This is a genomic window from Calyptranema fuscum S582 (assembly GCF_055793305.1).
Map to the genome: position 1 here is coordinate 1 of NZ_JBSLYH010000052.1, position 20,523 is coordinate 20,523.

Consider the following 20,523-nt stretch of genomic DNA (forward strand, 5'->3'; position numbering starts at 1 on the left):
TCTCCTCTGCCGATAGTTTTTGGGAACGCACCATACCTATGAATTCCTGAGCGAAAGCGATCGCAGTGGGTTTTTAAGTAAATGCGATCGCTCTCAGTTGGAGGTCTGGAGAGGTTTCAGGGGCAGGTGAACAAAGCTTTTCTAATTTAGGGGCTGTAACTTCAGGATGTGGAAACGGACGTCCATGAGCTTATTCTCTCTAGCAATCACGGATCTAACACTTGAGTAGTCATTGTGTCGATCACCGATCTTTGTCGTGCGGTTAAATCTCTTCCAAATCAAAACGTACAATCAGTTTAAGTGAGCAGCGATACAATAGCTTTATGCAGTTTGGCTGGGATGAGAACAAGGCAGAACGCAATCTATCAAAGCATGGAGTCTCATTTGAGGAGGCGAAAACTGTTTTTGATGATCCTCTCTATGTTGACTTCTACGACCCAGACCACTCTGAGGATGAGGAGCGTTACCTTATCGTCGGGCTATCGAGCCGAGGACGATTGTTGATTGTGTCGTATAGCGAAAGAAGAAATTCAGTTCGCCTGATTAGTGCGAGAGAAGTGACACGAACCGAGCAAGAAGCCTATGAAGAGGGATGAGCTAGAAATGGAAGATGATCTGCGGACAGAGTATGACTTGAAGAGCCTGCGAGTTAGAAGGCTAGGCTCTGGAAGGAAAAGTTTTGGTGGGGCAACTGTGCGGTTAGAACCTGATGTCGCAGAGATATTTCCCAGTGCTGATGCGGTTAATGAGGCATTACGGTTTTTGATTAGAGTGATGCGAGATAACCAAGTTCCTGATCCAACCACGCAGGCTAACAATTCAAATGCAGCGGACGGTTGAGAGCCAATGGTGCTAAGTTCGAGGCTACCTGCTGCCGCCGATTTGAGTCGTTATGCTGCGGAGGCCATGGTTAGGGCTAGCGGTTCAAGACGTGGTTGAGACCAATCGAGGTGTTGCAGGAGACGCATTCTCCAAAGAGAGGCTAACGCTAACGCCCCACTTGCCAAAATTGAGCACGTTCAAGACCCCGACACGCTGATGAGTCCGGAGAGATGGGGGACAAGATGCGGGAGGTGAGTGAGTGGGGGCGATCGCCCAATTACATTGTTGACTCTTAATTCAATTAGTGCTCAAAACATGCCAAGCGGTGTTCATGATTCAGCTTTTATTGTTAATGCTTTTCGAGCTAGAAAAGCTCACATCAGTACTGATAAATTTGCAGCTTTATGGATTTCAGAAGAGAATGAGAGCTGGTCGAACAAGTATGTAGAACAAGTTGGCTCGACGGAAGTTTTAGTACATGCTCTTCGCCATAGATTTTTCCTTGAGTGTTTAACTCAATTTCTTGATCAATTTCCACGTGGAGTATTTATTAACATTGGAGCTGGATTTACGAATTACCCGTACCTTATCCCGCCAGACATTCCTTGTTGTGAGATTGATACTCAAGTCAACATAACGTTCAAAAAACAAAGATTAACTGAATTTGAATTGAAGGGTGATCTTCCTCCTCGAACTATTAAATTTATAACTGTGAATGATTTGAATGATCCAGCCGAGATTTCAAATCTTGAATTGACTTTAAGAGAATGGATTGGCGATCGCTCCTCATTTATACTTTTTGAAGGTGTTTTCTTTTATCTAAAGATCGAAACAATCAGCCATTTTTATAGCATGTTGGCTTCTCTACAGCATAAAGGCGATATCTTGGCTAGCACTTCATTTCGTCCAGAAGAATTCGACAAACTAATATTTCAACGGCTTGTAGAGTATTGCAGAACAGATTACAACATGAGGGATTTTACACCCACTACACTTCCAACAAGTTTTTATCGTCAGCAACTAGACTATTCGTTAATCTCTCATGAAAATTATTACTGTCTGTGCAAGAAGTTTGCTTCAGAAGAACAACTAGAGAACCCAGAGGAAGTTTTAGAGGAAGACTCGTATGTTTTAGAACGCTTGTAGTCAATCTAACAATTCTAGTGCAGCAGGCTCACAAACACCGTCGATGCGGAGTTTTAGGTTGTTATAGCCACTGACCAGAACCGTTAGGTTGCTTTTCCTTATCTGTGAGACGGTACTTAAGTCGCTTCTGTGGAATGCCAAGAGCGATCGCACTGAAGGGTTGACGGTGCAAGGGCGATCGCTTGCTCTGGGAAAGTGGTCAGTCTTAAACCGATTCAGGCTGTCCAGAATGTCAGAGGCAAGTCTTTTATTGTAGCAATATGCAAGTTGATTAAGTACAGGGGGTGCAGGGGGCGGTGCCCCCTGTGTGGGGGTGGAACCCCACACCCCGTACTCAACCCAAGTGGGTACCGCTATATTCTCGCCATTCCCATGATTATTCTCCGCCAGCGTATAATTAAGGCGATTTCTAAAAAAGATCATCCCAGCAAATCGTAGGGGAGAAGCATTCGGACGATGATGTTCGCCATTAACCAAAGACAATCGAACGAATGCTTCTCCCTGACAGGAGATAACATCTTTTTCAGAAATCTCCTAAGATCTTTGTCGAGCCTGTGCTTTGATGGTAGGTATGGGCAATCAGTGATGGGTTTGTATCAAGCAAAAGTGCTTTCGATAGCTAAAGTTGTTGGCAGCACATTTAAGTTTGAGATAATTGCAAGTAGTTTGTGTTTGCAGACATTTGTTCGAGCCTCATAACCAACTCTCATGATTACAAAGATCGTATTTATTCTTATTGTTTTAGGTGGAGTGTATCGGTTTGTCCTTTACCCGATCCAAAAAATTAGGCAGATCAAAAATTGTATTCTTTTGGAAGTTGATGGGGTTGATACTCGCTATTCAGATTTACCGTTGGGTAAGTTGGGTGTATTTTATGAGGTTAACGAGAGGCAAAGAATTCGGGTTGTGTTTCCAAAACTGACACCAGAAGGTGACGTTCAATATATCTACTCGTGGCATGATCTTCGGTCTATTCATATTCCAGGTTTGCAGGAAGTTAATGCTCAAGGTAAGGCAAAGTATAGAGCTGCCCAAGAGTTAGCATCACTGATTAAAGAGCATCTTCAACTTGAACCAGAGATTCTAAATTTAAGAGAACAGTGGCAAAAGATTAGCGATCTACTGGGTTTGATCGCCACATCAGATTTTTATGCCAGTCAACAGGAAATTTACGAAAGAGCTTTGATTCAAGTTGAGAACTTACTGGTTAAAGCAGAAGCTTTACAAGCTGTATACGTTCGCTTTATTAGAGAGTCATTAATTGGTCATCAAATTGTGGGGTTTGATCCAGACTTGCTGCCCGATGGAAATTTGGGTATTGATAATCAGTACAAAGTGATTAGAGCAGACTATCAAAGAATGAAAGCTACAGCTACAGCCTATGCTGAGTTGTTACGGACTAAGCAAGTTTAACTGACAGCGATCGCCGCATCAACAACCGTGGTGCAATAAACGGTGATATGGTTTGAGGAAGCAGTGGCGATCGCTGTCAACCAAATCACGATGTCTAGTGCATCCTAATGGATGGGAGTATGTAGGGAAATGAGCAGGTATTGGAAACCAGTGGGGCTGTGTGCAGCCATAGTGATGGGAAATGTAACTATGACCGCTGTTGCCTGGGCAGAACAGCCATTATTTGTGGCATATCCTCCCGATGGACATGAAACCACGGCACAACAGATTTTTTTGATTGGCACGGCTCCACCAGAGGGTGAGGTAACGGTGAATGGGCAGGTGATTGATCGCAGTGTGGCTGGGCATTTTGCACCTAGTTTTCCGTTGCAATTGGGTGAGAATGTTTTTACCGTGCGCTATCAAGATCAGGAACTTCTGATTCATGTGAATCGCGCTGCGGCAACACCACCTGCCCCGGTTGGCGTAAGTTTTGGTGAAGGGTCGTTGATGCCTGCGGTGGATATTGCCCGCATGCCGGGAGAGTTAATTTGTTTTAGTGCGATCGCCCCTGCCTCTGCAACGGTTACGGTTAACCTCGATCAGCAAACCATTCCTCTACTGGCTCAGAGTCCGGCAGTGGACTTGCCACCCAATTCTGCGGTACTGACCTTACAAAACTCTCCGGTTTCGCTGGCGACGGCTGATCAATATCAGGGTTGCTCTACGTTTTCGACGGTCGGGAATCTGGGATATCCCCAATTTCAACTGACACTGGATGGGCAAACGGTACAACACGCAGGAACCGGAACCGTTGAGATTTTATCGCCCAGCACCTTTCAAGTGGTTGACGTAACGGTAGCGTCTGGGACTGCCCGGACGGGTCCCAGTACCGACTATTCGCGCTTAACACCCCTACCCACCGGCACCAGAGCCGCTGTTACTGGACGAGAAGGGGAATGGTATCGGATGGACTATGGAGCCTGGATTCGCGCCTCTGACGTAGCGGTGAGTACGAGTGCCATTCCGCCGCGATCGCTCATTCGTAGTGTGCGTGCCCAAAACATGGATGGGTGGACAGAAATTACGTTCCCGTTACAAGTTCCGGTTCCTATTTCAGTGCAACAACGCGATCGCACCTTTAGCCTGACGCTTTACAATACCACTGCCCAAACCGATATTATCCTATTCAATGATGATCCCTTGATCGAGCGCATGGATTGGACGCAACCGACTGCCAATCAGGTGCAGTATACGTTCAATTTCAAAACCCAGCAGCAATGGGGCTACAAGCTGCGCTATGAGGGCACCAGTTTGATATTATCGTTGCGACATCCCCCCTTGAGTATGGGGCAGAGAGTCGAGCGTCAGGATGAAGTATCGGTTGCCGAGGATTCATCCTCCAGTGTTGATTCTCAATCCCTACATGGCATTTCCATTTTGCTGGATCCCGGACATGGTAGTGAAAATGACCTGGGATCACGGGGCCCAACTGGCTATCCTGAAAAAGATGTGACGCTAGTGGTTTCTAATCTGATTCGCGATCGCTTGATTGCCCGAGGAGCAACGGTCTATATGACTCGCGAAGGAGATGATGATCTGTATCCTCAGGATCGAGTGGATTTGATTGAACAAGTGGAACCTGCGATCGCCCTCAGCATTCATTACAATGCTTTGCCAGATGACGGTGATGCTGTTAATACAGCCGGGATTGGTACCTTTTGGTATAACCCTCAAGCCCATAATCTGGCGGTGTTTTTACACAATTATTTGGTAGACACTCTCGATCGCCCTTCCTACGGGATATTTTGGGATAATCTGGCATTAACCCGACCCACCGTAGCTCCAACGGTGTTGCTAGAGCTAGGGTTTATGATAAACCCCAACGAATTTGAATGGATTACCGACCCGGATGAGCAAGCCCGACTGGCAGAAGCGATCGCCGCTGGCATTACCGAGTGGGTCAACACCCGCCAATAGGTTCTAATACGCTTCCTATAAAAGATGCACTGAATTGAAAGGGGGGGAAGGGGGCGTTGCCCCCTTCGTGGGGGTGAAACCCCCACACCCCCTCTTAAAACAGTTGAAGCGTCCTATTTAACGGGTATAAAGACGAAGTTTCAGGGATGCGCGGTGCGCATCCCTGAAACACATCACTGCTTCTAACCCGATCGTACGAAGCTATACGCTGGGACCTGCTGCTGCAATGTCCGGGCGAGCCTGGCTAAATTGGCGGAAGTTTTCGATAAATTGGCTGGCTAATTCACGAGCCGTGCGATCGTAAGCGGATGAATCATCCCAGGTGCGTTTTGGATCCAGGATGTCAGTCGGGACGTTCGTTACGGCATCGGGTACCAAGACTTTGAAGATGGGATGGGGCGTGTAATTTGCCTGGGCTAATTCGCCATTGAGGGCAGCCGCAACCATGGCACGGGTGTATTTAATCGGCACCCGCTTGCCAATGCCATAGGGACCACCTGACCAGCCTGTATTGACGAGATAGACGTTGGTTTCGGGATGCTGGAGTAAGCGATCGCCCAACATATCTGCATATACAGCGGGTGACAAGGGGAAGAAACATTGACCAAAACAAGCCGAGAAGGTACTTTGTGGCTCTGTAATGCCCCGTTCGGTGCCTGCCAGTTTGCTGGTATAGCCTGACATGAAGTGATACATGGCTTGCTCTCGACTCAGCCGCGAGATCGGCGGCAACACCCCAAAAGCATCTGCCGTTAAGAAAATAATCACCTGCGGATGGTTGCCCATGCCAGAGGGCGCATAGTTAGAGATGTAGTGCAAGGGATAAGCCGCACGGGTATTTTCGGTGAGGCGATCGCTATCATAATCCAAGCTGCGATCCAGCGGATTCACGACCACGTTTTCAACGAGCGCACCAAAGCGAATCGCAGACCAGATCTCGGGTTCGTTCTCCTGTGATAGGCGAATCGTTTTGGCATAGCATCCTCCTTCAAAATTGAAGATGCCATTGTCTGACCACCCATGTTCATCATCGCCAATCAACTGGCGATCGGGGTCTGCCGAAAGCGTCGTTTTACCCGTTCCCGATAACCCAAAAAACAACGCGGTATGCCCATCTGCGGCAATATTAGCCGCACCATGCATGGGTAATACCTGCCGCTTGGTCATCACATAATTCATCAGCGAGAACACAGATTTTTTCATCTCTCCGGCATAGTGAGTGCCACCAATCAGCACCATTTGTTTCGTCAAATGAATCAAAACAAAGGCTTCACTATTCAACCGATCCAATTCTGGATCTGCTTCTAACCCCGGAATTGCAATCACGGTAAACTCGGGTTGATGGCTTGCTAATTCGTCTGAAGTCGGTCGCCGAAATAGTTGGTGGACAAACAGGTTTTGCCATGCAAATTCATTGATGACGCGTACCCCAAAGCGATAGCGTGGGTCGGCTCCGACATAGCCATCAAACACATACAAATCATGCCCTTCCACATAGTCCAACGCTTTCTGGTACATGCGATTGAAGGTGTCTTCTGAGACGGGACGATTGTTAGAATTCCAATCAACTTCGTGACGTGTGGCAGACTCTTGAACAATGAATCGATCTCTGGGCGATCGCCCGGTATACTTACCCGTTTCGACACAAAGCGCCCCATTTGCTGCCAATTGCCCTTCTCCGCGCACCAGGGCATGTTCAATCAGTTCAGCATCTGAGAGGTTGTGGTAGATCTGACCCAAATTCCGCATCCCTAGCCGATCTAAACCGTAGGCACAATACCCCAAAACCGTCCGCGAATAGACTCCGGTTTCTAGATCCGGGCTACCGGGAACGGGACAGGCAACATCACAATGCTTGAGTCTTGATTTGAGTAACAGCGAAAGCGATAGTTTTGAATAATCATTGCCCTGGAGTTTGCTCACCACGGTCATCGTCCTGCCCTCCAAATTTGGGTTTGATTGGATGAATTATTATTAAGAAAAGCCAATCTGTTGCGTAGAAAATTTCAATGGTTAGACTCAATGAACGCTATGTTTCTATTGCCAATAGTTACGATCGCATTGAGTTCAAATGACACGATTCTGAATGGACTAGCAGCCCTAGTTAAACAGACCAGTTAAAGATCAACGATTCAAGAATTTAGATAGATATTGAGAAGCCTTGAAGCGTCAAAGATGGCTTATTTCTCTATCTGTAATCCTACCGAGATGTGGATCTCTCGCAAGTCAGTTACCTTTTATTCTATATAGTTACCCAAAGTAAAAAAAAGGCTTTATCAATTCTTTGAACAGCGTTAATCGAATCGTTAAGCGTTATATATCTCTACAATATATAGATTCCATTGCAATTCTATGGGTTCTGTTAAATCGTTGGTTCATAGCATCAAGCAGTTCATTCCGATCCAAATAGACACAAGTATTGCTGCTTCTAACGAACAGCACTCCACCATTTTTTTGAATCAGCGTTGAACCGTCCATTCGCTTTACACAACACAATACAAATTAGAATTTCTGCATATAAATTAAGAACCTGGTTTTGTGGGAACTCCATTCCCATAGCTCTCCTGGTATTTAGGAGATTTCTGAAAAAGATGTTATCCCTGTAAGGGCGAAGCATTCGTTATACCAATTTAATTAGCGATCGCACCAGATATCGTAGGGGCGCATCGCGATGCGCCCTTACAGAAGATTGATGTGCCATGCAGTCTGTTTAAACTGGTATTACATAGTCTTTGGTAAATGGTAAACATCAAGGTTCGAATGCTTCGCCTCTACCATTTGCTGGGATGACCTTTTCTAGAAATCGCCTTAGGCTCATTTGGGCATGGTTTAAAACCTCGCGAAGAAGGTTGTTTTTTCGTGCGCTTCGCGCACGAAAAAACAACTTTTAAAACAGACCCTGGTATTTAGGCTCATTTCTGAGTGGTATAAGCTATTGGGGGTGAGACTCTTGCTCTGTAAGCTTCTCACCCAATAACCAAACCCTATTCCAGCGTTAAGCGCTATATTCAACCCCATGTCTCATGATGAACGTCTGTTGTAGTGGTGCCAGTGCGATCGCATTGGACTGGATGACGCTCGCTGTCAGCACATCTGAGTTATCACCACACGGAAATGTGGAAGGATTTGTCACCGACAGCATTATTTTGTTGTTGGTGGCAACCGTTGTTGCACTTTTGTCTCGTCGGTTTCGGATTCCCTATGTCACCGGATTAGTGCTGGCAGGTTTGGTGATTACCGAATTTTTGCCCGGTCGCACCAGTCTCGATCCGTCGTTGATTTTGAATTTATTTTTGCCCATTCTGCTATTTGAAGCAGCGATTAACACCGACATCAGTCGTCTGCGTAGCACCATCAAACCCATTACCATGCTGGCAGTTCCGGGCATTATTATTTCTGCCGGAATTACTGCCGTTATTCTGAAAGTTGTCCTGTCAATTGGCTGGATTTCTGCTCTACTTTTAGGAACAATTCTGGCAATTACAGACACTGTCTCGGTGATTGCCGTGTTTCGGGAAATTGCAGTGCCATCGCGACTGACCACCATTGTGGAAGGCGAAAGTCTGTTTAACGATGGGGCAGCGCTGGTTCTCTTCAACCTGATTTTACGCATTCATGCCTCCGGTTCAGTAACCTTTCCGGGAGCTGTTCAAGAACTTTTTGTTGTGATTTTGGGTGGCATTGCCGTCGGGTTAGCACTGGGATATCTGGGAGTGGGGTTATTGACCCGCTCTGATGACAATTTTGGTGGCATCTTGCTAACCGTTGCGATGGCGTTGGGCACTTACCAAATTGGGCATTTGATCGGGGTGTCGGGGGTGGTGGCAGTGGTTGTTGCTGGGTTATTGATCGGCAATGCCGGATCATCCAATTTAGTCACAGCATCAGAGCGGATTACGCTATATAGCTTTTGGGACTATGCCGGATTTGGCGTTAATACGTTTATCTTTTTGCTAATTGGGGTGGAGGTCGATCTCAGTACCCTATGGCAAATGTTGCCTGCTGTACTGTTGGCAATTTTGGCGTATCAGGTCGGGCGTGCCCTATCGGTCTATTCCTTATTAGCCATCGTGAATCGCTTCGATCGCCCTATTCCCCTGCGTTGGCAACATGTATTGTTTTTCGGCAATATCAAAGGCTCATTGTCGATGGCACTGGTCTTAAGTTTGCCGACTTCGTTAGACGGACGAGGCTATCTGATTGCGGTCGTCTTTGGGGCAGTGTTACTGTCTTTAGTGTTTCAGGGGCTCAGTTTGCCCTGGTTTGTGAAACAGTTAAATCTGTCGTCGCTTTCGTCAGCACAAACGATGACAGAGGAGTTACGGGCAGATCTCATGTCGGCAAAAGCGGCGCAAGATGAGTTAGAAGGAATGTTGAAGACGGGGGTGTTGCCCAAAGCAATTTATGAAGAAATGCGATCGCTCTATCAAGTACAGGTCACAAAAGCAGAAAAATCTCTACGAGATCTCTACTACCAATGGGCGGTCGATGTTGCCACCGGGCACGGCGATCCATCCCGCTTAGATGCCATTCGCAAGCGCTTATTGATGGCAGAAAAAGGCGCACTCAGTACGGCTTTGCGTAAACAAATTCTCTCAGAGGCGATCGTGAAAAAACGGCTCCGAGAGTTAGATGAAAAGCTGATTAGCCTGGATGATGATTAAGCCGGTGATGCTCTAGAGCTATTATTATTTTTTTGGCAAGGCGCATTCCGCGCCTTGCCAAAAAATTAATAACAAAATTGAAGCACTACTGATTAAGCCATACCGTGTACAAGTTTGAGCGGTGGAGTACAGATTATTTTTAGGGCGATTGGAATTCCTGGACTGATTTATCAGCAAATTAAAACTCGTCCATTTAGGGAATTGGAATGTAAACGTTTTAGTATTAAGTCAGTTTCTTTAGAAGAATCTAGGGGAAAATTAAATTTCATTTCCCGTGGGGAACTCGTTAATAATGAAAAAGCTAATCAAAGGTCTAAGAGAGTTTAAGTCAAATTACTTCTGTGCGCATCAAGACCTTTTTGAGCAACTCTCTCATGGTCAGCATCCCCGTGTCCTCTTCATCACCTGTTCTGATTCGCGGATTGATCCGAATTTGCTGACGCAAACGGAGCCTGGAGAGTTGTTCGTCATTCGCAATGCCGGAAATATCATTCCACCCTATGGCGCTACAAACGGAGGAGAGGGTGCCAGCATTGAATATGCCATCCATGCGTTGGGCATCGAGCAGATTATTGTCTGCGGTCATTCCCATTGCGGGGCAATTAAAGGATTACTGAAACTCAGTAGCCTGGAAGAAGATATGCCCCTGGTGCATGACTGGCTGAAGCACGCTGAAGCAACCCGACGATTGATGAAGGAAAATTATGGGCATTTGGAAGGCGAGGATTTACTAGATGTGGCGATCGCCGAAAATGTGTTGACCCAAATCGAAAATCTCAGAACCTATCCGGTTGTCCATTCGCGCCTCTATCAGGGCAAGCTCAAAATCTATGCCTGGATCTATGACATCGATACCGGAGAAGTCATGGCATACGATGTCGAGCGCCATGCCTATGTGTTGCCCCAAGCACAACTCTCGCTCACGGAGTTAGAAGAAGACCTCCTGCCAACGCTCTATCCGTCCTGCGACCTGTTCCATAACAATGGCAAACAACAGGCTCAACCTCAGACCCGGAATCAACCTCAAGCTCAGCCAGAGATGCAATATAGCTGGCTCTCTCCAGATCAAATGGAGCGGATTTATCGAGGCTCCAGTGCCACGCATGATATATAAGGGCGATCGCCGCGCTACTGCGGAACTTGGGTAAGAGAGCCGCGCAGAGCGCGGCTCTCTTACCACACTTTTTACTCACGAAATAGAGAATTGCTACCGATACATCGCCAGTTGGTTAAGTTTCTTCCAGGGTATAGATTCCCGGCAGTTGGCGATAGCGTTCGTCAAAGTCAATGCCATACCCGACAATAAAGCGATCGGGTACCGTGAACCCGACATAATCGATCGCTACAGGCACTTGCCGACGCGCCGGTTTATCCAGCAAGGTACAGAGCTTAATCGAAGCAGGGGCGTACTGGTTAAGATAGGCGATCGCCGTGCTGGTTGAAATGCCCGTATCCACAATGTCTTCGACCAGGATCAAATCTTTGCCGCGAACGCGATCGCCCGATATTCCCATTAACAAGGTTGCCTGTCCAGCACTTTCCGTTGCCGATCCATAGCTGGAGAGCCGCATCAGCTCAATACTGGCGATGGGGATTTGCATCGCTCGGATCAGGTCTGCCAAAAATATAAAACTGCCTTTGAGCACACCCAATACAACAGGCTGGCGATCGCCATAGTCTGCATCGAGCGCCTGTGCCAATCGTTTGACCGTCGCAGCAATATCTTCGGCAGTAATCAGCGGAACCAGGCGAGTATCCATTATGCTGTGGCAATTCTCAATGGAGTGCAGTCCAAACTTTTGTGTAAGAGCCGTGCGGAGCGCGGCTCTTACACAAAAACCATAATCTATCCCGGCGTAAAGCGCCATAACAGGACTAAATTGAAAACACTATATAGCAATCCTATTTGATCTGTGAAAATGATTCGGTGTGAAAGCGCCCGCCCTTCGGGCGGGCGCTTTCACACCGGATTTAGGATCGCTATAGCAATGTGCCATACCGCGAAACCCAGATTCAGCCCAAACACAACGTGCTAGAGAATTGACTCGGTGGGGGCAGATGGCAAAGATGAATTGACCTCTGGTTCTGCGATCGGTGATTCTAGTTCAACCTCCCCCAGCATTTCTTCTAAGATTTGAATAGCACCACTAATTCGTAAGAGTGTGTCTCGCAGTTGGGCTTGTTTGGCTTCCAACTCAGCGAGCATGGTTTGTCCGGCTTCGTATTCACTTTTGAGAGTTTGCAGGCGTTGAACTAGTTTGTCTTGCATATCAGCATCAAAAATATAGCAATTCCCAATTTCGCGAAGTAGTGGTGTTCCTATAACTTCATGATGAAGCAAAGAGCATACCATTTTGGTCTGTTATTGTCTGAACTTGAGCCGCTAGTAAATGCAAATAAGTCAATGGATATGGAGTGTGTGTGTGAACCGTTAGCCTGGACACTGGCATTCCGAGCTTCGCTTCCACCCACATCTAACAAACTCCAGTCATCTCGTTTAGCAGCAACATATCCGACATTACGGGTATACCAGGCGGATGGAACAACGTGAGAATGATTGCCTGCTGAGTCAGTCGTAAATGCTTGAGATGGCGCATCAATACTATGACTGTGCTGATCAGGTTCACCGGCATCTCCAGGGTTATAAGCAGGACTACCACCAGTCCCCGCACCCACAATAAAGCGCGATCGCAAATCTGGGGTGCCATTTTGACCATTGCACAATGCCCAGCCTGTTGGAATATTGACAACAGCACCTGACCACATGACAATCATGCCGGTTATGATCGCCCCGTTGCCAATGAACTGGGATGCCCTAACAATGCCGGGAAAGTCGATGCGGCTGGCGATCGCCTTGTAGGTGGTTGAGATCCTGGCATTGGGACCAGCCACAGGTTGATACATTTCTCTTACACCGACTTGCCCCCTGACGAACAGCAACGCATAAGCAATCCGATAGCTTATATCAGCCCGAAATGCATGAACTGCGCCAATGGAGCGCAGCAAAGTTTCAGCGGCTCCACCTGCTGGCACGGCATTGACTGCATCACTGCTGGCAACTGCCACCACATCCCCATTGGCAGCATTGGTATTGACCCACTGTGCCCAGGTATTCCAACTGGCAGGATTCCCATAAACGTCGTTAGTCGTCTTATTTTTGAAAGTACCATTGGGGTTTAAAATTACGGTATTGATGCCCCGACTCACATCCATCGTGATGGCGCTATTGTTGACTTTCAGGCTATTGATATTGCCTTCAGTAGACTGCAAAGAAGCACCAACCAGCTCAATGGTATAGTCCTGAGTTACCAGGCTAACTACCAGGTCATTATTGACGGCAACCCTGGCGATCGGGGCAGTGCTACTGCCAATATCAACATTGCCATTGGCACCAATGGTCAGACGGTGCGTATAGTTTGTGGCGAATGTTAGAGGATGATTGGATTCTGTGCCAATGACACCTCTTGCTCCATCCCAATTATCATGGCTAAACAGGCTGGTAATGATGCCTCCACTAGACCGTACATTCAATCGAGCATGACCGCTCCCTAAGATATCGACAACTTTGTTCCATCCTTTTGCATTTTCGATCGAGGTTGTGCCAATGCCCACATTGCCGCCTGCGGTTGCTAAATAAGCACTTTGAGTCACCTTGAGGACGCCTGTATCTTGCGTCGTCCATTCGCCAATGGCTAACCCACCACTCCCTAACGCAACGGGCTTATAAAGGGCGATCGCCGGATAGCTTTCATCGGGATTGATGCGTAACCAATCGGTTTTATTGGCTTCTACTATTCCATAACCATCTTTGCTTTTGATTCTGGCTCCCAAAATTTTGAGCGATCCGTTGACTTCTAGCTTTTCTGTCAGAGTGTTGGAACCAATCCCCACATTGCCAGATGAGTCAATGGTAATATCCGCTGTGTTGTCTCCACTGCTGAAAAACAGCCCAGATCCAGACGTTGATTGTGACCAGATCCGTCCCTTTTGCACACCTGTAGAACTTTGGAAAATAATGTCTCCGGGGTCTTCTGCGGCAGCTTTCAAGAGCAGGTCACCATTATTGATCTCTAGCTTTGCACCCGGATTGGTTGTGCCAATGCCAATGCTATTACTGACACTCAAGCTGCCAGATAAGGCTGCCAGTTCTACCTGTCCGGGGGTCGGTTTTTGCCCACTGCCGTTGTAGCGTAGATTTAATGTATTGCCGGGGCTGGGTAAGCCTAACCCCGAATATCGGCGGTTAGTGTTACTCAAATCTAGTGCCTGGACAATGCCCGTGGCGATCGTTAATTTTGCCAGAGGAATCGCACCGTCTGCTAGCTTGGCTGCCAGTTGAGCAGCCGGGACAAACTCAAGGGTGGGTTCTTCCTGGACACGAGTTGCAGAGCCGCTTTCCTGAATATCAACCAGTTTTTCGGCATATTGAATGACGAGCGTATGATCGCCATCAACAGTGGGCAAAGAGAGATTGGTTCGATCTATCAAAACAAGGATTTGTTTGCCATCAGGGGCGATCGCCGTTCCGGCTTTAACCGTTAGTTTGAGATCGGCTGCACGGCTTTCAGTTACTCGTAAGTCGGGCTGAGTGGAAATTTCTAATCCCTCGGCAATGCCAGAGACATGCAATAAGCGAGTATGGCGTTGCTGGCGATCGAGCTGATAGAGCTGCTCGTCGATAAAATCAGTGTCTTGGAGATACTGACCATCAAAATAGTTGGGGCGTTTATCGATACTCATAGGATTGAACTTAGATGGGTGGGGCAGTAGTAGTGCCTAAAACGGTATTGCCGCTGTCGGGTAAGAGATTGCGACCCGATCGCTTGGGCAAGCGTAATCCGGCTGCCAGGGTAAAGGGTTCGCGCCGCAACTCCGTAGTGGCATTGGGATAGGTGATGACCAGAGTGCCGGTCACCTGATTGCTACTGAGGTTAGCAACAGAGACTTTGCAGTCGGTTATTTGGTCTGGCTCTGCGGTAACAGACCAGGACACCTGCAAATTATTCACTGTCCTGGCGATCGCCTGAGCATAGAGGGTTTGTTGGAGTGCGCCGCCTTTGATTTTGAGTGCCAGGACACCATTGGCACCGGGTTGTTGGATTTTGGCATCGACCGGGGTAACGGTAAGATTTTCGATCCGTGCGGATAGCAGACCCGATCCCTTAAGGCTGAGGGCAACACTATTGCCCCGGATCTGCATAGTGGGCACCCGAATTTTTAGGGCATAGAAGGTATGAGCAGGTTTTTCTTGATCAATGATGGCTTTGGCAATTCGCACTTGCCGCCGATACAGCGTTGGGTCGGGATTGAGCAACGTCAATTCGACTGTAAAGAAATGGGGGACGGTTTCAAATTCCACAATCTGGGCTTTTTGAGAAACTTGCTGAAAACCTGCACTTTCCAAATAGATTCTCAAGATCGTTGCCAGTGCTTCTTTGGTTCCGCGTTTTTGGTAAAGGGGCACAATTTCGCTGATAAACCGACGTTTGGTTTCGGGTTCCCAATCATCACGCAAACTCAAGGCAACCCAGCTCGACAACCAGGGTAAAAATTCCTCGGGGGCTTGTTGGGGCGATCGCTTTTCGGCAGTCGCGTCAGCATCAAATGGGTTGAAGTACGAATGAATCAGCGAAATCACTTGCTCTAAGCCAACTGGCTCAGCCATATCGGCAGTGATGACGCCGGGGTTCGGATCGCCAGGATGGGCAGGAACCAGACCACTGAGGATCTGTTCAAACGCTAATAAAAACCGCCCAATGAACGGATCGGCTTGCAATGGCGCAGGCAAATAGTCTTGATAATGGCTGGCGGGTTGGGGGATCGTCTCTTGCGATCGCGGTTCATCCATGGCTCTGCGTCTCCCGAATATCAAAACTATTGGCATCAACGCTGACGGCAACCAGTTCATGATCGGCAAGAGTAATCGCTGTCAGGCGATCGCCTTGTCGTTGTTTGCGTGTAGCATCGGGCGTATCCAACACAACCTGTTCAACGTAATCGACACCGGGAATTTGATCCAACAATTGGTACAACTCTGTTACGTAAACATCTCGACCAAAGACCCAACCCTCACCCTGCCAAAATGTCACCGATTCCGTTTTAGACGACATTGGATGGAAAAACGCCATGACTCGTTTTAATGCTTCTTGTTGCACTGCTTCTGGTTTTGCGCCTTCCTCTAAAAACAACGTTGCCTGGACGGTAATCGGAACGTAAGCGGCACTCACAACATGGTGACGAGTTGTCAGCAATCGCCGCGTTTCCAGATAGTTCCACAGTCCCTGTTGGAGAGATGCATCAAGCGTGGCGTTGTAGGGAGGGGCAAGCTGCTGAGGAACAACCACCAGGCTGATGTGACCTGGCATGACGGCATTGCGCTGCGTCGCATCGGCAGCCTCCAGGTTGCGCTGAGGTAAACATTTAGCGCGAACAATATGACCTGCCTCACCCAGGGTTTGGCTGGCATTCCAGTCTTGCAGTGCCAGTTGCTCAAAGTCGTCGCTATTAACGGCTCGATAGCGGCGGCGTAATTCTGTAATGGTCTGTTGGGTGGCAGTTGGCAGATCGACGCTGGTCTGCCATTGATTGCCATAGAGCGCTTGCAAATTGGGACCGTTGAGCAATTGCAAAAAGGTTTGCAAACTGGCATCGGGCACCTGATTCACCCGATACAACACCATTTCGGTCAACCAGGCAAACAATTCCAGCAAAATGATCCCCGTATCGGAGGGGTTGTGATCTGTCCAACCTGGATATTCGATAGGAATTTGCGATCGCGCTTCTTCGACTAAATCAGCATAGGTATGGTCATCTAGATTGGGTAGAGGTAAAACCATGCTATTGACCTCCCTGAGGCGAGACGATGCTGATCGTGTGGTTGCCTGAAAAAATCAGAAATTGCGAAGATGCCGTCAGGTCTGGAATTCGCTCAATCGTCACCTGAAGCGATCGCACTCGATCTACCCCCTCTAGCGATTCAATCAGGGCATAGAAATCAGATTCGTGGGGCTGACGAGCAAAGTCCCAACCGCGCCCTTTGGAGCCACCTGTGAGTGGATGTAGAAATCGATCAAGCTGTTGCAACACCCGTGTCCGCACGGCTTCACCAATTTCCATTGCCGTCGGAATAATTTGAGCCGTAATGGAAACGCCGACCCAATCGGGGCCCGCCACTTGAAAGCCAATGGTAGGTACACAATGCGCCTGGATATACGCCTCCACCCGATCAATCAAAACCAGGCTCGGAACGGGTTGGCGATCGCGACTGCGGGGCACAATCAGCAACGTAACGACCCCCGATTGCACTTTGGTATGACTGGCTTTGGCTCGTCCACCCGGCTCCAGCCATAGAGAAGTACTGGGATTAGAGTCCAGCGGATCAAACACAGGCAATACAGCCCGTGCCCGCGCCACATCGGGAGAGGCTTCAAATGCCAGGTCTTCAAAATCCTGCGCTGTAACGGCACGTCCCCGATGGCGCAGACGCTTTGGACCCCGTTCTTTCACCTGGTCTAACGATTCCTGGGCAGCTCCGCCCCCGGCGGCTTCTAAATTCGTGACTCGGTCGATGTAGGGCACCGTGGTTTTGAGTTGGGTAATGCTATCGGCAGGGCGATCGCCTTGCTCTCCACCCCCGGTTCGATACGATACCAGGCGAATGTTGTTGCGCCCCAGGGGCGGCACCATCCCCTGTTGCCCATCGCCAAAGTAAATTTCTCCGGTGATGTGATTAATGCGGTAGTGGCGATCGCGCGATCCAGATCCATAAAAATCGGGTACTTCATGCCAGCGCACCCAGGCTCTCTCAATTTGCCCTGCATCATCTTGCACCGATGTAATCGCATCTTCACCCTCCAGAGTTTGAATTTGAATGGATTCGCTGGGTGATGGCAGTTGGGGTTCTCCGACCTGCAAGCGTTGTCCCAATAACACCGGCGCTTGAGCGGTGCGAAAGGTTTGGTTAGGGTTGCCGTCACTCGACCCGATTTCCTCATCGGTCAGGGTCATTGCCTGACTGGCCCAGGTGGTGTTGGTCAGCCAGCGACGCAGGTAGGGAACAGCAGGATAGGACTTAAAATTGCCGTCTTGCCAGCGCACCCGCAGCCAGCACAAGGATTTGCCAAATTCAAACCGGGGTTGCAAATCGGCGGGTCCAATGAAGTGCAGTAGCCCACGTTCGGTAAAGGCACCTGTTTCATCCTCTACACCCAGGGAAGCCCAGCCGTTGGCACTGCTGTATTCCCAAACCAGTTGGGCAGGAGCATTGTTGGGGGCTTGTTGGCGAACCGACAGCGTTACGTTGTTGGCAGTCGGTGCTGCCACCTGGGCATAGAGGGTGATGGCACGATTACTGAAGGCTTGATCAAACCCCAGATAAAGCGTCGGTTTGCGATCGCTCATGGGACTAAATAATGAAAACTGGCGAAACACCCGCGTGCCAGCCGTGGGTATTGGCTCCAGACGTTGCTCTAACACAACGGCATGAGTCGCCGGATAAAGTTCTCGAATGGTGTAGTCTTTGTTGCCTGCTTCAGGAATTCGCAGGCGATCGCCCACAGTCAACCCATTGATATGATTGAGCCGCAGCAATTGCACCGTTTCTGTGCTGCTGGCAACCCCATTCACGACCTCTTGCACCGTTAACAGGGGGTTAGTGTACGTAAAGTCATTGTAGGTACGGCAGGCAGACAGCGGACTGCTAACGCCGTAGGTATAGCCCAGCGTCAGGGTTTTGATCGAGGGAGGCTTTAAGGTTGCTTCGGTCAATTCATAAATCGGATAGCCATCTTTGCTGCCTGTTTTAGTGGTTTTTGCAGCGTCTCCATAGTTACCTTTGACAATGCGGGCACGAATCCAGTAATTCGTCTCGCTGTTAATGGTCGTCAATGCCATTTGGTCAGGGAGTTTTAGACTGATCTCCCCTGAATTTGTGAAAATGTCAGCCGCACCATTGGCAATGAGCTTGTTATCTTTGTCTTTACCTGTCCCTTGCTGCATCAGTTGCCACGTCAGTCCCGTCCAGGCTTCCCAAGCAATTTCAATACCACCATCTTTTTTGGGGGATATCGCTTCACTCAGGGTAACGGTGACTTTGACTGTGCTTCCTGCGATCGCCAATACTTCTCGGTGTCCCAGGTAGAAAGTGTCATTAAATCGCGGTTGTTCGCCAAAAGGATAGAAATCTTTGCTGAGATCGAGGGGAGTGGTGTTAAAAAAGCAAACGTCAGGGGTAAGGTTTGGGCGATCTAAAGCGACCTGAGCGGTGATGGTTTGAATGCGCGGTAGGGCATTGGCAACAGCCGTATCGTTGGGCGAAAATGGCACCGTTAATTGGGCACGTAGCCAGGTTGCTGTGATGCCATCAATGGTTTGAGGTTGGGGTGCAATGACGTTGGCGATCGCGACAGTCCATTGGGTGCCTGATATGGTAGACGTAACCGGAATAATTTGCCAGTCTGTACCGTTCCAAAATGCCCAAGTCAGTTGTTGATTCAAGCCTGTGACATTGACGGTAGCAGCCAGGGTAAAGGTGAGGGTGATCGTTTTCGTTCCCAGCAGGTTAAAGAGGGTATCGGCAGCGAAATAACAGCAATGCTGGATCGGCTGTGTGGCGGTGAATGCCGGGAATGCGTCATCCATCATTCCCGTTGCCTGCGCCGTATAGTCACTGTAGCGATCGCCCTCGGGTTGGCGCACAAACACCGCTTGCAGTTGGGCAGGTGTGACTACTAATTCCCGATCGGTTTCAAAGATGACTTCATCGTCTTCGCCTTCCAAGGGTGGTGAAGCCACCCGTGTGTAGGCAGGGACAAAGGCATCGACCGTACTGCCCGTTGCCAGGTAAAAGGTCAGGGGTACGCGTGCAGGTTGCGGCGGTTGTAACTGAGTCCCAATCAAATCTAGAAACGCCAGGAAGTGTTTATCTGGCACTTGATTGAGGCGATCGCTGACCAGGGCTGCCATGCGACCAAAGATCCGGATCAAGGCTCGTCCGGCATCGGCTTGACCCTGCGGATGGGGACGCCAATCGGTAAACGTCTGCGCCAACGCCGTCGTTTGACGCACAATGTCGTCATAGCTTCGCTGGTCAATGTTGGGGGGCTGACGCGACATGAACCTTACTCCAAATAGAACGGGTAGACCAGATTAAAGCGATTGTTCGTGGTTCGGACTTGATAATTGACTTGAATCAACATCAAGTTGGGTTGGGTTGCATCCGAAACGACCTCTACATTCAAAACATCAATGCGCGGTTCCCATTGAATCAAGGATTGCTGCACATCACTCACCACCTGCCCAATCGTCCCGGCACTGTTAGTGGCGAATACATAATTGTGGATGCCACACCCAAAGTCAGGTCGCATCAATCGCTCCCCCGGAGCCGTACTCAAGATCATCCAGATCGACTGCTGCACAGCCGCTTCGTATTCCGCCATCTTGATTTGTCCGTTGGCGTCCAGTGTTACCGGAGAAGACCATCCGACACCTAAAAAATCGCTTTTCATAATCAGAGATTGGG

16 protein-coding genes are annotated in these 20,523 nt (G+C 48.7%); 7 read left to right on the top strand and 9 right to left on the bottom strand.

Annotated features, from left to right (window positions below):
- Positions 1–323 precede the first annotated feature (323 nt).
- From ACR6Z4_RS26240 to ACR6Z4_RS26250, 3 genes are all read left to right on the top strand, one after another.
- A complete protein-coding gene (locus ACR6Z4_RS26240; protein ID WP_479720299.1) occupies positions 324–596 on the top strand; it encodes a BrnT family toxin in 273 nt (90 codons plus the stop codon).
- Complete coding sequence (locus ACR6Z4_RS26245; RefSeq protein ID WP_479720300.1) at positions 583–840, top strand: hypothetical protein; 258 nt, start codon at positions 583–585, stop codon at positions 838–840. The genes ACR6Z4_RS26240 and ACR6Z4_RS26245 overlap by 14 nt, the downstream gene beginning before the upstream one ends.
- A gap of 237 nt (positions 841–1,077) precedes the next feature.
- Positions 1,078–1,968, top strand: a complete 891-nt coding sequence (locus ACR6Z4_RS26250) for a class I SAM-dependent methyltransferase (protein ID WP_479720301.1) — start codon at positions 1,078–1,080, stop codon at positions 1,966–1,968.
- Here the strand turns inward: ACR6Z4_RS26250 and ACR6Z4_RS26255 are convergent, their stop codons facing one another.
- A complete protein-coding gene (locus ACR6Z4_RS26255) occupies positions 1,969–2,451 on the bottom strand; it encodes a hypothetical protein (RefSeq protein ID WP_479720302.1) in 483 nt (160 codons plus the stop codon).
- 225 nt (positions 2,452–2,676) lie between these two features.
- Here ACR6Z4_RS26255 and ACR6Z4_RS26260 point away from each other — a divergent pair, with 225 nt between their 5' ends.
- Positions 2,677–3,381 carry a hypothetical protein gene (locus tag ACR6Z4_RS26260; protein WP_479720303.1) on the top strand — a complete coding sequence of 235 codons (705 nt, stop codon included), beginning with the start codon at positions 2,677–2,679 and terminating at the stop codon, positions 3,379–3,381.
- Between the two features lie 174 nt (positions 3,382–3,555).
- A complete protein-coding gene (locus ACR6Z4_RS26265) occupies positions 3,556–5,340 on the top strand; it encodes an N-acetylmuramoyl-L-alanine amidase (RefSeq protein ID WP_479720304.1) in 1,785 nt (594 codons plus the stop codon).
- Positions 5,341–5,541: 201 nt separating this feature from the next.
- Here ACR6Z4_RS26265 and pckA read toward each other — a convergent pair whose 3' ends face one another.
- Positions 5,542–7,272 carry a phosphoenolpyruvate carboxykinase (ATP) gene (pckA, locus tag ACR6Z4_RS26270; RefSeq protein WP_479720305.1) on the bottom strand — a complete coding sequence of 577 codons (1,731 nt, stop codon included), beginning with the start codon at positions 7,270–7,272 and terminating at the stop codon, positions 5,542–5,544.
- 1,139 nt (positions 7,273–8,411) lie between these two features.
- Between pckA and ACR6Z4_RS26275 the strand changes: the two genes are divergently transcribed.
- Positions 8,412–10,004 carry a cation:proton antiporter gene (locus tag ACR6Z4_RS26275; protein WP_479720339.1) on the top strand — a complete coding sequence of 531 codons (1,593 nt, stop codon included), beginning with the start codon at positions 8,412–8,414 and terminating at the stop codon, positions 10,002–10,004.
- A gap of 292 nt (positions 10,005–10,296) precedes the next feature.
- A complete protein-coding gene (locus ACR6Z4_RS26280) occupies positions 10,297–11,118 on the top strand; it encodes a carbonic anhydrase (protein WP_479720306.1) in 822 nt (273 codons plus the stop codon).
- Between the two features lie 115 nt (positions 11,119–11,233).
- Here ACR6Z4_RS26280 and hpt read toward each other — a convergent pair whose 3' ends face one another.
- The 7 genes from hpt to ACR6Z4_RS26315 all read right to left on the bottom strand — a co-directional run bounded on the left by hpt (position 11,234) and on the right by ACR6Z4_RS26315 (position 20,509).
- The gene (gene hpt, locus ACR6Z4_RS26285) at positions 11,234–11,764 is read right to left on the bottom strand and encodes a hypoxanthine phosphoribosyltransferase (RefSeq protein ID WP_479720307.1); all 531 of its coding nucleotides are present in this window, start codon (positions 11,762–11,764) and stop codon (positions 11,234–11,236) included.
- 272 nt (positions 11,765–12,036) lie between these two features.
- Positions 12,037–12,273: a hypothetical protein gene (locus tag ACR6Z4_RS26290; protein WP_479720308.1), complete on the bottom strand. Its 237-nt coding sequence runs from the start codon at positions 12,271–12,273 to the stop codon at positions 12,037–12,039.
- Positions 12,274–12,323: 50 nt separating this feature from the next.
- Positions 12,324–14,744, bottom strand: coding sequence for a hypothetical protein (locus tag ACR6Z4_RS26295; RefSeq protein ID WP_479720309.1), 2,421 nt, complete (start codon positions 14,742–14,744; stop codon positions 12,324–12,326).
- 10 nt (positions 14,745–14,754) lie between these two features.
- Positions 14,755–15,852: a phage tail protein gene (locus ACR6Z4_RS26300; RefSeq protein ID WP_479720310.1), complete on the bottom strand. Its 1,098-nt coding sequence runs from the start codon at positions 15,850–15,852 to the stop codon at positions 14,755–14,757.
- Positions 15,845–16,840: a baseplate J/gp47 family protein gene (locus ACR6Z4_RS26305; protein WP_479720311.1), complete on the bottom strand. Its 996-nt coding sequence runs from the start codon at positions 16,838–16,840 to the stop codon at positions 15,845–15,847. Before ACR6Z4_RS26305 ends, ACR6Z4_RS26300 begins: the two co-directional genes overlap by 8 nt.
- Position 16,841: 1 nt before the next feature.
- Positions 16,842–20,117, bottom strand: coding sequence for a putative baseplate assembly protein (locus tag ACR6Z4_RS26310; protein ID WP_479720312.1), 3,276 nt, complete (start codon positions 20,115–20,117; stop codon positions 16,842–16,844).
- Between the two features lie 5 nt (positions 20,118–20,122).
- On the bottom strand, positions 20,123–20,509 hold the full coding sequence (locus tag ACR6Z4_RS26315; RefSeq protein WP_479720313.1) for a GPW/gp25 family protein: 387 nt from the start codon (positions 20,507–20,509) through the stop codon (positions 20,123–20,125).
- Between the last annotated feature and the right edge of the window lie 14 nt (positions 20,510–20,523).